The following is a 15113-nucleotide window of genomic DNA, read 5'->3' as shown; positions in this document are numbered from 1 at the left end:
ATGACCCCCTCAGCTGTTCCCCTTTCGATGCCCACTATCCCGCGTAGGCGCCGCTCACCTGAGGAAGTAGCTGCCGCAGCCCCTGTATCCGGAACCAAAAAGGTGCTGCTCGCTGCTCCCCGCGGTTACTGTGCCGGCGTTGACCGCGCCGTCATCGCCGTCGAGAAGGCACTGGAACACTACGGTCCTCCGGTGTACGTGCGGAAGCAGATTGTCCACAACGTCCATGTGGTCAGCTCGCTGGAGGAACAGGGCGCCATCTTCGTCGACGAAACGGACGAAGTGCCCGAGGGTGCACTGGTCATCTTTTCGGCCCATGGCGTATCGCCGGCCGTGGTCCAGTCGGCCGAGGATCGGGGCCTGCGGACCATAGACGCCACCTGCCCCCTGGTGACGAAGGTGCACAAGGAAGCCGTCCGGTTTGCCAAGGATGATTTCGACATCCTGCTGATCGGCCATGACGGCCATGAGGAAGTCGAGGGCACTGCAGGCGAAGCCCCGGAGCACATCCAGATCATTAACGGCCCGCACGAGGTGGACAAGGTGACCGTCCGGGACCCGGAAAAGGTCATCTGGCTCTCCCAGACCACCCTCAGTGTGGACGAAACCATGGAGACCGTCCGCCTGCTTAAGCAGCGGTTCCCCACCCTGCAGGATCCGCCCAGCGATGACATCTGCTACGCCACCACCAACCGCCAGGTGGCCATCAAGAAGATCTCCCCGCAGGCAGACCTGGTGATCGTGGTGGGCTCAGCCAACTCCTCGAACTCCGTCCGACTGGTGGAGGTGGCCCTCGAGTACGGCGCGAAGGCGTCCTACCGCGTTGATTTCGCGAACGAGGTTGATGAGGCCTGGTTTGAAGGGGTGGCCACTGTGGGCGTGACGTCCGGGGCCTCGGTCCCGGAAGTTCTGGTCCAGGACGTCCTGCGACTGCTGGCCGACTACGGTTACGGCGCTGTGGAGGAAGTTGTCACGGCGGAGGAAGACCTTCTCTTCTCCCTGCCCAAGGAACTCCGGGCAACCCTCAAGCAGGCCGGCGACGTCAGCCGCGCACTGGGCGGACGCCGCTCGCGCAGCTGACCGTATACCCACACGTGGGGAAGTGGGCCTGGCAACTGCCAGGTCCACTTTTTTACTTCCCCGTTTTTCCTCCCCCGTTGCTCAGGCGGCTTCTTCGTCGCTTTGGAGCTCAGGTGCCGCCAGGGCCCGCGGAGTAACTTCGACAACCGGCGGCGCAACCAGACCGGATTCCTCCAGCGAGTTCAGTTTCCGGGCCGTGGGAAGGACCCGGGCCTCCAGAGTCCCCACCATGGCGTTGTAGCGGTCCACCGACGACTTCAGCGACGAGCCCAACTTGGTGACGTTCTCGCCCAGCGTGCCCATCCGGTCATAGAGCTGCCGCGCCAGCTCGAACAGCTCCCGGGCGTTGTCCGTCAGAACGTCCTGCCGCCACGTAAAGGCCACTGACTTCAGCACGGCCAGCAGGGTGCTGGGCGACGCCAGGACAACGTTCCTGGAGAGTGCGTGATCGAGCAGCCCGGCGTCAGCCATGAGCGCTGCGGCCAAAATGGATTCCGCGGGGAGGAAGCAGATCACCAGCTCGGGGGAGTTGCCGGGGATATCCCAGTACTTCTTGCTGCTCAAGGAGTCCACATGTGCCCGCAGCGCTTTAGCATGTGCGGCCAGCAGCGCCTGCTGGTTGCGGCGGTCGCTCCCGGACAACGGTCCGGCCTGCCGGGCGCTGGAACCGTCGGCGGCGCGGAGGTCCTGCGCCGCGCCAAGTTCCTGGGCTTCCAGGTAGGAGGACAGCGGAACTTTTGCGTCCACCACCAGCTGCTTTTCCCCGGGCAGCTGCACCACCAGGTCCGGCCGCACGCTCAATTCGCCCCCGGCACTATGCACCTGCTCGACGAAGTCGACATGCCGCAGCATTCCCGACGCCTCCACAACGCGCCTCAGCTGGACTTCTCCCCACTGCCCCCGCGCGCTGTTCGACCGGAGGGCGGACTCCAGGGCATGGGTGGAACGGATCAGCTGTTCATCCGAGAGCCGGGCCTCCTGAAGCTGCTGGGCGAGCTGGCCGTACTGCTCCACCCGGTCGCGCTCCAGCAGTGCCACCTGCTGCTGGACGGCCGTGAGCTTTTCCGCCACCGGGGCAAGTGCGCGCAGGACGCTGCCGTCCTGTGTCCGCGCCTCGCCCAGCTCGCGGTTCTGTGCCGCCAGAAGCCGGCGCTCGGCGTCGGCAGCGGCGAACTGCGCGCTGACCTCCGAAAGGCGTGACGACACAGCGTCGAAGTCCTCTTCGAGGCCGCGGGTGTTCTTCCGCAGCACAAAGAATGTGGCGGCAGCACCCGCAAAGGCACCCAGCAGCAGCATGAACAAAGCAAGAATCAAGGCGAAACCATCCATGCCCTCACTGTCGCACGGGGCTCTGACATTTTGCCGAAGCGACATTTCCCGCGGCCGCCTCCGGACCCCTTGGCCGCCCGCTGCGGGTAGAATCAATCCTCGTGGCTCTTACTATTGGCATCGTCGGACTGCCCAACGTCGGCAAATCAACTCTCTTCAACGCACTCACCCGCAACCAGGTCCTGGCCGCGAACTACCCGTTCGCCACCATCGAACCCAATGTCGGCGTCGTGAACCTGCCCGACCCTCGTCTTCAGAAGCTGGCTGAAATCTTCGGTTCGCAGCGCCTCCTGCCCGCGCCGGTGTCGTTCGTGGACATCGCCGGAATCGTTAAGGGCGCGTCCGAGGGTGAAGGCCTGGGCAACAAGTTCCTGGCCAACATCCGCGAGGCGGAAGCTATTGCCCAGGTGGTGCGCGTGTTCGATGACCCCGATGTCATCCACGTGGACGGCAAAGTGGACCCCCGTTCCGACATGGAAACCATCAACACCGAACTCATCCTCGCCGACCTGCAGACCATTGAGAACGCCATCCCGCGGATCGAGAAGGAAGTCAAGATCAAGAAGCGGGAAGCTGCGGAGCTTGCTGCCATCAAGGCAGCCCAGGCGGTCCTGGAACGCGGCGACACCATCTTCTCCTCCATCAAGAGCGACAAGCTGGAAATGGAACACCTCAAGGAGCTCGGCCTCCTGACGGCCAAGCCGTTCATCTACGTCTTCAACGCCGACGAAGCCATCCTGGGCAGTCCCGAAAAGCAGGAGGAACTGCGGGCCCTGGTTGCCCCGGCGGACGCCGTTTTCCTTGACGCCAAGCTCGAAGCCGACCTCGTGGAACTGGACGAGGAAGAAGCCCGCGAAATGCTGGAAATGAATGGCCAGGACGAGTCCGGCCTGGACCAGCTGGCGCGCGTTGGCTTCCACACCCTTGGACTGCAGACCTACCTGACCGCCGGCCCCAAGGAAACCCGTGCCTGGACCATCCGCCAGGGCGATACCGCACCGCAGGCAGCAGGAGTAATCCACTCTGACTTCCAGCGCGGCTTCATCAAGGCCGAGGTGGTGTCCTTCAACGACCTGGTTGAGGCAGGGTCCATGGCTGAGGCCAAGTCCCGCGGCAAGGTCCGCATCGAAGGCAAGGAATACGTCATGGCCGACGGCGACGTGGTGGAGTTCCGCTTCAACGTCTAGCCCGTCCAGCCAAGGGAACCGACCCACGCTGGGCTGCCTGCAGCAGGTGACCTAGGATCTACCCATGACGACTCTTCAGGGTGCGGTTGTTCTGGTAGTCGGTGCCACCGGCGGACTCGGTTCGCGCATCGCCGCCCAGCTGGAGAGTAAAGGCGCCACCGTCGCCCGGTCCTCAAAGTCTGCTGGGCACGATCTGCGCATACCCTCCGTGATCCAGGAGGTACTGCATGACACGAATGCGCAGTACGGACGTCTCGACGGGCTGGTGGTGGCGTCCGGGGTCGTCGCCTTCGGCGCCGCAGCAGACCTTGAACCCGCCACGGTGGACGAACTTTTTGCTGTGAACACGACCAGTCCGATCCAGCTCATTACCCGGAGCCAGCCCTACCTCGCGGCCTCGGCACGGGAGGGCCGGGAGCCCTTCGTTGTCACACTGAGCGGCGTTGTCGCCGAGGCGCCCGTCGCTGGTCTGGCGGCATACTCGGCGTCGAAGGCCGGGCTCGCGGCCTTCGTTGTTGCAGCGGCGCGCGAGTACCGCCGCGCGGGCATCCGAATCGTGGACGCCCGCCCCGGCCACACTGGCACCGCGCTGTCCCAGCATCCGATCGCCGGGTCAGCGCCGCAATTCGGCGCCGGGCTGGATCCAGACCTGGTTGCAGCGCGGATTATCACTGCGATCGCCGATGGCGAGAAGGATCTGCCCAGCACCGCCTTCTAGGCTCAGCCGCGCCGCAGGACAGGGGGGTTAACACGGCTGCTGCGGACGGCACCGGCAAACAAGGGCCGCACGCCTTATCCTGAGTACAGGGCGTCACCCTGGCAGGTCCAGGAGCCCCTCCCGCAGAAGGAAAACAAGGAGGCGGCATGCCGGTCAGGCGTCTGATGCATTACATCACCGCGGCGGTGGCCGCCACGATGGTCCTGGCGGGCTGCTCAGGCAACGGAGGCACCACACCAGTAGTGGTGGGGGAGGCCAAGCGCGGCGGGAGCGTGACCGTAGCAGAGGTCAACGCCTTCTCATCCTTCAATCCCTACAGCGCTGACGGCAACACGGACATCAATTCCAAGATTGGCCACATCACCCACTCGGGGTTCTACTACCTTGATGATGCTGCCAGGGTGGTGCGGAATGACAAGTTCGGGCGCTACGAGAAGGTCTCGGACGAGCCCCTCAAGGTCAGATACACGGTCAATGAGGGCGTCAAGTGGTCTGACGGTGAGGCGGTGGACGCCGGCGACCTCCTGCTGAGCTGGGCTGCAGGCTCAGGATATTTTGACGACGCCGACCCCGCTGCGGGAACAGGGACAAAGTATTTCTCAGTAGCCTCGGACACCAGCGGGCTTGCCGGAACTGTTCTCCCGGAAATCGGCTCAGACGGCCGTTCCATCACCCTGGAATACGCCAAGCCCTACGCCGACTGGGAGGTGGCTTTCGACGTCGGACTGCCTGCGCACGTCGTCGCAGCCAAGGGCGGGCTGAATGACGAAGAAGACCTGATCGAGCTGATTACGGATTCTCCCCGTGGGGACGTTGAAGAACCAGCAGCCAACACCCCGCTCAAGCGGGTGAGCGATTTTTGGAACTCGGGATTCGACGCCAAGACCCTGCCGGATGATCCGTCCGTGTACCTCTCCAGCGGCCCCTACATTGTCCGCGACATCGTCCCTGAAGTCTCCATGACGCTCGTCCGGAACCGGGACTATGTGTGGGGCCAGGAGCCATGGCTTGATGAGATCAACGTACGCTTCACCGGTGCCCTGCCCACAGCTGTCGACGCGCTCCGGAACGGCCAGGCGGACATCATCTCCCCGCAGCCTTCTGCGGGCACCGACGAACTTTTTGCCGGCCTGGCTGACCAGGGGGCCACCATTGAGCGCTACAACCAGTCCGGCTACGACCACCTGGACCTCAAGTTCTCCGGGCCTTTCGCTGACGAGGACGTGCGCGAAGCCTTCCTGAAGACGGTTCCGCGGCAAGCAATAGTTGATGCCGTCGTGGGGGACCTGCTGCCGGAAGCAAAACCCCTGGATTCGCACGTCTTCCTGCCCGCCCAGCCGAAGTACAACGACAGCGTCAAGAACAACGGCTCGTCCGACTACGCGGAGGTGGACATCGAGGAGGCAAAAGCCCTCCTGGCCGGCGACACCCCCACCATCCGTATCCTCTATAACCGGGACAACCCTAATCGCGCCGCAGCGTTTTCGCTGATCAGGGACTCGGCTGCGCTCGCTGGTTTTCAGGTGGTGGATGCAGGGCAGGGGAGCGCTGACTGGGTCCGCGCACTGGGTTCCGACGATTACGACGCCGCGCTGCTGGGATGGATTGGGACCTCAGCAGGAGTCAGCCGGGTTCCGCAAATTTTCCGCACTGGCGCCGGCAGCAACTTTAATGGCTTTTCCGACGGCGACGCGGACAAAGCGATGGAACAGCTGACCGGCACCTCCGACCTGGGCAAGCAGGACGCCCTCCTGGTGGAGATCGACAAGCGTATTTGGGAAAGCGCGTACGGCCTCCCGCTTTACCAGACTGTTGGCTCGACAGCCTTCAGCGCCCGCGTGGCCGGCGTCAAGACAAGCTCTGGTCCTCTGGGCGTCTGGTGGAACGTGTGGGACTGGCGCCTGGCGCAGCCGGCATCGCCCCGATAATCCTGAACGCCCCCTCCCGACGGTGTCGATTCGCCGTCACGCCTACCGGCGAGTAGCATGTGACTTGCACAACTTCCGTTGACCGACTAGGCGTTCAGTTCGAACCGGTCACGGTTTGGCAACGGAGTACCAGTATCTGGACTTCGTGCGGTTAGGCTACTCGTATATGTAGGTTGCGTCACAGCGGATTGCTGCGTCTCTCCTGCGGGGAAGCACCAGATTCCCCCTCGTTATCTCCCACAACTCATAGGAGGCGGAATGCGTTTTACGCGCACTTCCAAAGCACTGGGCATCGTGGCAATCGCCGCCCTCGCCCTGACCGGCTGCGGCGCTGGAGGCGGCAGCACTGAAGGGGCCAGCGGTGGCGCGGGCGATCCCGCCAAGGTCATCACTGCCTACAGCAACGAACCCCAGAACCCGTTGATGCCGGCAAACACCAACGAAGTGTACGGCGGCCGCGTCGTCGAACTGCTCTTCGAAGGCCTGACCAGCTACAGCCCCAGCGGCGAGTCGGTCAACGCCCTGGCCGAGTCCATCGAATCCCCGGACGGCCAGAACTACACCATCAAGGTCAAGAGCGGCACGAAGTTCACCAACGGTGAGGAAGTCACCGCCAAGAGCTTTGTTGACGCCTGGAACTTCGCTGCCCTGAGCACCAACGCGCAGGCAAACAGCAGCTTCTTTGAGTCCATCGAGGGCTACGACGCCGTCAGCGCCACCAAGAAGGAAGGCGAGACGGAGGTCCCCGCTCCCACCGCAGAGACCCTCTCCGGCCTGGTCCTCAAGGACGACACGACCATCGAGGTCAAGCTGACGCAGCCCGAGGCCGACTGGCCGCTGCGCCTTGGCTACACGGCCTTCATGCCGCTTCCGTCCCAGGCCATCGCTGATCCCAAGGCCTACGGCGAGAACCCGGTTGGCAACGGTCCGTACAAGATGGCCAAGGAAGGCGCGTGGCAGCACGACAGCCAGATTGAACTCGTCAAGAACGAGGACTACAGCGGCACCCGTGAAGCGAAGAACGGCGGCGTGACCTTCAAGTTCTACACCGACCCGGCACCTGCTTACACGGACATCCAGGCCAACAACCTGGACGTCACCGACGTCCTTCCCACCAACGCCTTGAAGACCTACACCACGGACTTCCCGGAGAACCACCTGAACAAGCCGTACGCCGGCAACTCCACCCTGAACATCCCGGGCTACCTGCCCGAGTTCCAGGGCGAGGCAGGCAAGCTGCGCCGCCAGGCCATCTCCATGGCAATCAACCGTGACGAAATCACGAAGGTCATCTTCAGCGGCACCCGCATCCCGGCCAAGGACTTCACCTCCCCGGCAGTGGACGGCTACAACGAGAACGTTGAAGGTTCCGATGTCCTGAAGTTCGATGCCGCGAAGGCGAAGGAAGCCTGGGAGAAGGCTGAAGCCATCAGCCCGTGGCCGGCAGACAAGACCCTCCAGCTCGGCTACAACACCGATGGTGGCAACAAGGAATGGATTGACGCTGTTGCCAACAACCTGAAGAACAACCTCGGCATCCAGGTTGAGGGCCAGCCCTTCGCCAAGTTTGCTGAACTTCTGGACCTGCGCAAGTCGCAGACCCTCCCGGGCTTCGCCCGTGCAGGCTGGCAGGCCGACTACCCGTCGCTCTACAACTTCCTCGGCCCGCTCCTGCGGACTGGCGCCAGTGCCAACTACGAGGGCTACTCGAACCCTGAGTTCGACAAGCTCCTCGACGAGGGCCTGGGCTCCAAGTCCACGGACGACGCCAACGCGAAGTTCACCGAGGCACAGGAAATCCTGTTCCAGGACCTGCCCAACCTCCCGCTGTGGTACTCCGCCCGCCAGGTCGTGTGGAGCCAGAACGTCACCAACGTGGACAGCGGCTGGAACGGTGTCATTCAGTACTACAACATCACCGCAAAGTAGTTCTGAGACCGTCCAACTCAACTAGCTAGTGGGGGTCCGGCATCAGCCGGGCCCCCATAGCCTTGATACCGGCAGGAAGCTGTCCCACATGAAATTCCCCCTTTCTTCACAAACTCTGGAGGGTGTGCTGTGATCCGGTTCATTCTCCGGCGGCTGCTCCAAGTCATCCCCGTGTTCCTGGGCACCACCCTGCTGGTGTACTTCATGGTGTTTGCACTTCCCGGAGACCCCATTCGGGCGCTCTTCGGAGACCGCCCGCCCAGCGAGGCCGTGATCGCGGCCCTCCGCCAGCAGTACAACCTTGACCAGCCGTTCTGGGTCCAGTACGGCCTGTTCCTCAAGAACCTCTTTACGTTCAACCTGGGCGTCGACTTCACCGGCCAGCCCATCGCCGCGACCCTGGGCCGCGTGTTCCCTGTCACCGTGATGCTTGCGATTGAAGCGCTGGTCATCCAGGCAGTGTTCGGCATCGGCTTCGGACTCATCGCCGGTCTTCGCAAGGGCAAGATCTTTGACTCGTCGGTGCTGCTTGCCTCGCTTGTTGTGATCGCCATTCCCATCTTTGTCCTGGGCTTCGTCCTGCAGCTGATCTTCGGCGTCTACCTTGGCTGGGCCAAGCCCACCGTGGGCACGGACGTCAGCTGGGGAACCCTGCTGCTTCCGGCCTTCGCCCTTGCGCTGGTGTCTTTCGCCTACGTGCTTCGGCTGACCCGGGCCTCAGTCATCGAGAACTCGACGGCGGATTACGTCCGGACCGCGACTGCCAAGGGTCTGTCCCGGAGGCGGGTGGTCATGGCGCACATCCTCCGTAACTCGATGATTCCCGTTGTCACCTACCTGGGCGCGAGCCTGGGCGGCCTGATGGGCGGCGCCATTGTTACCGAAGGCATCTTCAACGTTCCCGGCGTGGGGCAGAAGCTCTACCAGGCGATTCTCCGCAGCGAAGGACCCACCGTCGTCGCCATTGTGAGCGTGTTGGTGCTGGTCTTCGTTATCGCCAACCTGCTGGTTGATTTGCTCTACGCCTGGCTTGATCCGAGGATTCGCTATGAAAAGTAACCAAGACACCACGCATTATGTTGCCCCCATCGAGGAGACCCCTCTGCTGGCAACGGATGCAGTTAAGACAGACCAGGCTCCGCTGAGCCTGTGGGCAGATGCCTGGCGGAAGCTCCGCCGTCGTCCGCTGTTCATCGTTTCGGCAGTGATGATCCTGGTCATCCTGGTGGTGGCGTTCTTCCCGGGCCTGTTCACCCAGGTGGCGCCGAACGACAACTGCCAGTTGGCGAACTCGGACGGTGCACCGTCGCCCGGCCATCCGTTCGGGTTTACCTTCCAGGGCTGTGACGTGTATGCCCGCGTTATCTACGGCACGCAGGCTTCTGTCATGGTTGGCGTTTTCGCTGTGATTGGCGTGCTGATTATCGGTGTGACCATGGGTGCCCTTGCAGGTTTCTATGGCGGGTGGGTCGATTCCGTCATTGCCCGCCTGGGCGACATCTTCTTTGCACTCCCGCTGGTGCTCGGCGCACTGGTGGTCACCCAGTTGCCGTTCTTCCGGGAAAACAAGAGCGTGTGGACAGTCATCATGATCATCGTGCTGCTTGCCTGGCCGCAGATGGCCAGGTTGACGCGCGGCGCGGTGATCGAGGTCAGGAATGCGGACTTCATTACTGCAGCGCGTTCGCTGGGCGTGTCCAGGATCCAAAGCCTGATCAAGCATGTCCTGCCCAACGCCCTCGCTCCCATTATTGTGCTGGCCACCATGGAGCTCGGTGTCTTCATTGTGCTCGAAGCCACGCTGTCCTTCCTCGGCATCGGGCTCCCCGGCAGCATCATGTCCTGGGGCAATGACATCTCAGCGGCACAGTCATCCATCCGCACCAACCCTGCGGTGCTGTTGTACCCCGCTGCCGCCCTGTCCATCACCGTCCTGAGCTTCATCATGCTGGGCGACGCCCTGCGCGACGCTCTTGACCCGAAGAGCCGCCAGCGATGAAGGAGGCACACGTGACTGCATCAGATGTCACTATTACCGAGGCCGGAACACCCGCAGACCGGCCACTGCTGGAAATCCGGGACCTGGCCATCACGTTCAACACCAGCAACGGCGAGGTCAATGCCGTCCGGAACGCACACCTGACTATCATGCCGGGAGAAACCGTTGCCATTGTGGGTGAGTCGGGTTCCGGAAAGTCGACCACGGCACTGGCTGCTATCGGCCTGCTGCCCGGCAACGGCAGGGTCTCCGGCGGCCAGATCCTGCTGGACGGCGAAGACATCTCGCACGCATCCGAAAAGCGGATGATCGAACTGCGCGGCAACACCATCGGCATGGTGCCCCAGGACCCGATGTCCAACCTCAACCCGGTGTGGAAGATCGGCTACCAGGTCAAGGAAACCCTGCAGGCCAACGGCCGTCCCAGCGGCCCCGAGGACATCGCCAAGGTCCTGGCTGAGGCTGGACTGCCGGACGCCCAGCGGCGCGCCAAGCAGTATCCGCACGAGTTCTCCGGCGGCATGCGGCAGCGGGCCCTGATCGCCATTGGCCTGTCCTGCCAGCCGCGGCTGCTGATCGCGGATGAGCCCACCTCGGCGCTGGACGTTACGGTGCAGCGGCAGATCCTGGACCACCTCGAGGGCATGACATCCGAGCTGGGCACAGCCGTCCTGCTGATCACCCACGACCTCGGCCTCGCCGCCGAGCGCGCGGACAAAGTAGTGGTGATGTACCGCGGGCAGGTTGTCGAATCGGGGCCGTCGCTGGAACTGCTGCAGAACCCGCAGCACCCGTACACCCGCCGGCTCGTCGAGTCCGCACCATCCCTTGCCAGCCGAAGGATCCAGGTTGCCAAGGAACAGGGCGTGGAAGCGGCGGATCTCCTCGCTCCGGCCGCTGAAGCTGTTGCTGCCGACAACGTCCTGCAGATCCAGGACCTGCGGAAGGTCTACAAACTCCGGCAGGGCCTCGGGAAATCGTCGGACTTCGCGGCCGTCGACGGCGTGAGCTTCAACGTCCTCCGGGGAACCACGACGGCGATCGTGGGGGAGTCGGGCTCCGGCAAGTCCACGGTGGCCAAGATGGTGCTCCAGCTGGAGAAGCCCACCGACGGCAAGATCCTGTTCGACGGCGTGGACACCTCGCTGCTGAAGCCCTCGGAACTATTCAAGTTCCGGCGCCGGGTGCAGCCCATTTTCCAGGATCCCTATGGGTCCCTGGACCCGATGTACAACATCTACCGGACCATCGAGGAGCCGCTGCGGGTCCATAAGATCGGGAACAAAGCCAGCCGGGAGAAGAAGGTCCGTGAGCTCCTGGACCAGGTGGCGCTGCCACAGTCCACCATGCAGCGGTACCCGAACGAGCTTTCGGGCGGGCAGCGGCAGCGCGTGGCAATCGCACGTGCGCTGGCGCTGGACCCTGAAGTCATCATTTGTGACGAGGCGGTTTCCGCCCTGGACGTCCTGGTTCAGGCGCAGGTTCTGAACCTGCTGGCTGACCTGCAGTCCAACCTGGGCCTGACGTACCTCTTCATCACCCATGACCTGGCGGTGGTCCGGCAGATCGCGGACCACGTCTGCGTAATGGAGAAGGGGCGGCTGGTGGAGACCGGCTCCACGGATGGCGTCTTCGACGCTCCGCAGCAGGAGTACACGAAGGCCCTGCTGAACGCCATCCCGGGCGCCAAGCTGATGCTGCCGCCGGAAGTGGCGTAGGCACGGAACATCACGACTAAACGGCTGGAGCCGGAGCCTTGGGCTCCGGCTCCAGCCGTTTCTGTTCCTAGTCCCGGCCCAGGCCGGCGTCCGCGGTGCCGGCAGCGAGAAGCGGCGCCTGGTCCGCCGTCGGCTTTCTGTCCAGCCCCAACTCCCGGAGGCGGCCCTCCAGAAGCTTTCCCAACTTCTGATGACCGCTGGGGTTCATGTGCACTGTGTCGGCGAGGTCCTTGACCAGGTTGTACCTGGTCAGCCAGTCACCGACAGATACGAAGGGCAGCCCGTGGGCGGCCGCCACGTATCCCAGCAGGGCATCCACTTCACTTCGCCGGCCGCCGCCATGGTCTTCGCCTCGCGCGAGTGTTCCGATCATCGCCATGGGCGTTCCCGGGTACCGCTGTTGAAGCTCTGCGATCAGGCGTTCGGCATTGGCGTTAATCCGGCTGTCACCTGCGCCGCTGGCCGCATCGTTGCCGCCGCCCTGCACCACGATCAGCGCAGGGGTGCCGGACGGGAGCAGCCAGTCGCCGTGCAGCAGGGCGTCGATGTAGTTGCCCGTTGGGCCGTTTGAAGAGACGAAGCCCGTTCCGCCCCGGCCGCAGAAGTACACCTTGTATCCGGCAGCGGCCAGGCCGAGGCGCGGCCAGCCATCCGCAGGTTCAGACTGCGAATCGCCGATCAGCAGGACTGTCCTGCTGATATCAGGGACAACGGCCTCGAGCCGGCCGTTGCCCGGGTTCAGGACAGTGGAACCGCCAGCCGCCGCAGGTGCTGCCTGTGGTCCGGCGGCTGCCGCGGCCAGGGGAGGGCCGGCAGGGGCTTGCGCCGGCAGCCCGCAAGCAGAAAGGGCAACAACACTAGACACGGCAATCACCATGGCGACGCCGGACGCGGCAGATCGGGTCCGCGCCAAGGCGGGCAAGGCTTTTCGCATCTGTTGTCTTTCGGGGCTTGCACGGTCTGTCAGAGCAATCATGTTGCACTCAGGCCCGCTTGGCCAGTGATCTTGACCACAATTTTCGGGCGTGGCGCAACGCGGGGGCGGCGGCAGCCCCCGCCCGCTGCAGGAAAATTTAGGCCAATAAAAGGCACAGCGGCTAGAATGAAGGAAGGTGCCCTGTGCTAAGGGCCTGATCCGTCGTGCGTTCCGGTTGGAAATGTCGCGATACAACAGCTGACTTTCACCACTGAATCGAGCCATTACGCATGTCTGAAACCACCACCAACACCGCGGTAGCCACTGCCTCACGCAGTGACCTCCGCAACGTCGCGATTGTGGCCCACGTTGACCACGGCAAGACCACTCTGGTCGACGCCATGCTCAAGCAGACCAACTCCTTTGCCGAGCACAACCACCTTGAAGACCGCGTGATGGACTCCGGTGACCTGGAACGTGAAAAGGGCATCACCATCCTGGCCAAGAACACCACGGTGGCCTACAACGGTCCGTCCTCCAAGGGCGAGACCATCACCATCAACGTCATCGACACCCCCGGCCACGCCGACTTCGGCGGCGAGGTGGAGCGCGGCCTGTCCATGGTCGACGGCGTCGTCCTCCTCGTTGACGCTTCCGAAGGTCCGCTGCCGCAGACCCGCTTCGTGCTGCGCAAGGCCCTCGCTGCGCACCTCCCCGTCATCCTGCTGGTCAACAAGACCGACCGTCCCGACGCCCGCATCGAGGAAGTCGTCCACGAGTCGATGGACCTCCTCCTGGGCCTTGCCTCGGACCTGGCGGACGAAGTGCCGGACCTGGACCTGGACAAGATCCTCGAAGTGCCCGTTGTCTACGCAGCCGCCAAGGTTGGGCGCGCTTCCCTCGAGCAGCCCGCTGACGGCGCCGCTCCGGAAAACGAGGACCTGGAGCCGCTGTTCAAGACCATCATCGAGCACATCCCGGCCCCCACCTACAACCCGGAGGGTGTCCTGCAGGCGCACGTCACCAACCTGGATGCGTCCCCGTTCCTTGGCCGCCTGGCACTGCTCCGCATCTACAACGGCACGCTGCGCAAGGGCCAGACCGTTGCCTGGGCACGCGCCAACGGTGAGCTCAAGAACGTCAAGATCACCGAACTGCTGGCCACGAAGGCCCTGGACCGCGTCCCGGCAGAGTCTGCAGGCCCCGGTGAGATCGTGGCCGTCGCCGGCATCGAGGACATCACCATCGGTGAGACCCTCACCGACGCCGAGAACCCGCAGCCGCTGCCGCTGATCACCGTGGATGACCCCGCGATCTCCATGACCATCGGTATCAACACCTCGCCGCTGGCCGGCAAGGTCAAGGGCGCCAAGGTCACGGCCCGCCAGGTGAAGGACCGCCTGGACAAGGAACTGATCGGTAACGTCTCCATCAAGGTTCTCCCCACCGAGCGTCCCGACGCCTGGGAAGTCCAGGGCCGTGGTGAACTGGCCCTGGCCATCCTCGTTGAGCAGATGCGCCGCGAAGGCTTCGAACTGACCGTGGGCAAGCCCCAGGTTGTCACCAAGACCATAGACGGCAAGATCCACGAGCCGATGGAGCACATGACCATCGACGTGCCCGAAGAGTACCTTGGCGCCGTGACGCAGCTAATGGCAGCCCGCAAGGGCCGCATGACCAACATGGCCAACCACGGCACCGGCTGGTGCCGCATGGAGTTCATCGTTCCGGCCCGTGGCCTGATCGGTTTCCGCACCAAGTTCCTCACGGACACCCGCGGTGCAGGCATCGCAGCGTCCATCTCGGAGGGCTACGAGCCGTGGGCCGGCCCCATCGAGTACCGCACCAACGGCTCGATGATCGCCGACCGTGCCGGTGTTGTGACCCCGTTCGCCATGATCAACCTGCAGGAGCGCGGTTCCTTCTTCGTGAAGCCCACGTCCGAGGTCTACGAGGGCATGATCGTCGGCGAGAACTCCCGCGCCGACGACATGGACGTCAACATCACCAAGGAAAAGAAGCTCACCAACATGCGTGCAGCCTCCTCAGACACCTTCGAGAACCTGACGCCGCCGCGCGACCTCACCCTCGAAGAGTCCCTCGAATTCGCCCGCGAAGACGAGTGCGTTGAGGTGACCCCGGAAGCCATCCGCATCCGCAAGGTCATCCTGGACACCAACGAGCGTGCCAAGGCCAACCGCGCCCGCGCCAAGGTCTAACCGAACAAAGGAAAGCCGGAACGGCAGCGGGACACCCGCCGTCGTTCCGGCTTTTTCTGTATCCCTGAACGGCAGCCCCTGCCGTGCCTG

Annotated in this window: 11 protein-coding genes; 9 read left to right on the top strand and 2 right to left on the bottom strand. The window is 63.7% G+C overall.

Going from position 1 to position 15113, the window contains the following annotated elements; translation table 11 throughout:
• Positions 1 to 1080, top strand: a complete 1080-nt coding sequence (locus tag CXX84_RS01755) for a 4-hydroxy-3-methylbut-2-enyl diphosphate reductase (RefSeq protein WP_102975004.1) — start codon at positions 1 to 3, stop codon at positions 1078 to 1080.
• An 81-nt stretch (positions 1081 to 1161) separates the two neighbouring features.
• Here the strand turns inward: CXX84_RS01755 and CXX84_RS01750 are convergent, their stop codons facing one another.
• Positions 1162 to 2409 carry a DNA recombination protein RmuC gene (locus tag CXX84_RS01750; protein ID WP_102975003.1) on the bottom strand — a complete coding sequence of 416 codons (1248 nt, stop codon included), beginning with the start codon at positions 2407 to 2409 and terminating at the stop codon, positions 1162 to 1164.
• Between the two features lie 101 nt (positions 2410 to 2510).
• Here CXX84_RS01750 and ychF point away from each other — a divergent pair, with 101 nt between their 5' ends.
• From ychF to CXX84_RS01715, 7 genes are all read left to right on the top strand, one after another.
• Entirely contained in the window at positions 2511 to 3596 is a 1086-nt protein-coding gene (gene ychF / locus CXX84_RS01745; RefSeq protein WP_102975002.1) for a redox-regulated ATPase YchF, read from the top strand.
• Between the two features lie 64 nt (positions 3597 to 3660).
• On the top strand, positions 3661 to 4314 hold the full coding sequence (locus CXX84_RS01740) for an SDR family NAD(P)-dependent oxidoreductase (RefSeq protein ID WP_102975001.1): 654 nt from the start codon (positions 3661 to 3663) through the stop codon (positions 4312 to 4314).
• 146 nt (positions 4315 to 4460) lie between these two features.
• Positions 4461 to 6242: an ABC transporter family substrate-binding protein gene (locus CXX84_RS01735; protein WP_102975000.1), complete on the top strand. Its 1782-nt coding sequence runs from the start codon at positions 4461 to 4463 to the stop codon at positions 6240 to 6242.
• Positions 6243 to 6500: 258 nt separating this feature from the next.
• On the top strand, positions 6501 to 8171 hold the full coding sequence (locus CXX84_RS01730) for an ABC transporter substrate-binding protein (protein WP_102974999.1): 1671 nt from the start codon (positions 6501 to 6503) through the stop codon (positions 8169 to 8171).
• A 129-nt stretch (positions 8172 to 8300) separates the two neighbouring features.
• Positions 8301 to 9230 (top strand): ABC transporter permease, encoded by a 930-nt coding sequence (locus tag CXX84_RS01725; protein ID WP_102974998.1) that lies wholly within the window; start codon positions 8301 to 8303, stop codon positions 9228 to 9230.
• Positions 9220 to 10170 (top strand): ABC transporter permease, encoded by a 951-nt coding sequence (locus CXX84_RS01720; protein WP_102974997.1) that lies wholly within the window; start codon positions 9220 to 9222, stop codon positions 10168 to 10170. The genes CXX84_RS01725 and CXX84_RS01720 overlap by 11 nt, the downstream gene beginning before the upstream one ends.
• An 11-nt stretch (positions 10171 to 10181) precedes the next feature.
• A complete protein-coding gene (locus CXX84_RS01715) occupies positions 10182 to 11888 on the top strand; it encodes an ABC transporter ATP-binding protein (RefSeq protein WP_102974996.1) in 1707 nt (568 codons plus the stop codon).
• 67 nt (positions 11889 to 11955) lie between these two features.
• Here the strand turns inward: CXX84_RS01715 and CXX84_RS01710 are convergent, their stop codons facing one another.
• Positions 11956 to 12822 carry an SGNH/GDSL hydrolase family protein gene (locus CXX84_RS01710; RefSeq protein WP_102974995.1) on the bottom strand — a complete coding sequence of 289 codons (867 nt, stop codon included), beginning with the start codon at positions 12820 to 12822 and terminating at the stop codon, positions 11956 to 11958.
• A 272-nt stretch (positions 12823 to 13094) separates the two neighbouring features.
• On the opposite strand from CXX84_RS01710, the gene typA reads away from it, so the two are divergent.
• Entirely contained in the window at positions 13095 to 15023 is a 1929-nt protein-coding gene (gene typA / locus CXX84_RS01705) for a translational GTPase TypA (protein ID WP_102974994.1), read from the top strand.
• The last annotated feature ends 90 nt before the right edge of the window (positions 15024 to 15113 follow it).

It is taken from the genome of Arthrobacter sp. AFG7.2, assembly GCF_002892835.1.
In the GTDB taxonomy this organism is placed as follows: domain Bacteria; phylum Actinomycetota; class Actinomycetes; order Actinomycetales; family Micrococcaceae; genus Arthrobacter.
The sequence above is the reverse complement of the archived record's forward strand: the minus strand, read 5'-3'. Positions and strand labels throughout refer to the sequence as shown.

What these genes read in the sequence shown, in the direction of transcription:
- typA (WP_102974994.1), top strand. Translation starts at nt 13,095, where the DNA reads ATGTCTGAAACCACCACCAACACCGCGGTAGCCACTGCCTCACGCAGT.
- CXX84_RS01730 (WP_102974999.1), top strand. Translation starts at nt 6,501, where the DNA reads ATGCGTTTTACGCGCACTTCCAAAGCACTGGGCATCGTGGCAATCGCC.
- CXX84_RS01720 (WP_102974997.1), top strand. Translation starts at nt 9,220, where the DNA reads ATGAAAAGTAACCAAGACACCACGCATTATGTTGCCCCCATCGAGGAG.
- CXX84_RS01755 (WP_102975004.1), top strand. Translation starts at nt 1, where the DNA reads ATGACCCCCTCAGCTGTTCCCCTTTCGATGCCCACTATCCCGCGTAGG.
- CXX84_RS01710 (WP_102974995.1), bottom strand. Translation starts at nt 12,822, where the DNA reads ATGCGAAAAGCCTTGCCCGCCTTGGCGCGGACCCGATCTGCCGCGTCC.
- CXX84_RS01735 (WP_102975000.1), top strand. Translation starts at nt 4,461, where the DNA reads ATGCCGGTCAGGCGTCTGATGCATTACATCACCGCGGCGGTGGCCGCC.
- CXX84_RS01750 (WP_102975003.1), bottom strand. Translation starts at nt 2,409, where the DNA reads ATGGATGGTTTCGCCTTGATTCTTGCTTTGTTCATGCTGCTGCTGGGT.
- CXX84_RS01740 (WP_102975001.1), top strand. Translation starts at nt 3,661, where the DNA reads ATGACGACTCTTCAGGGTGCGGTTGTTCTGGTAGTCGGTGCCACCGGC.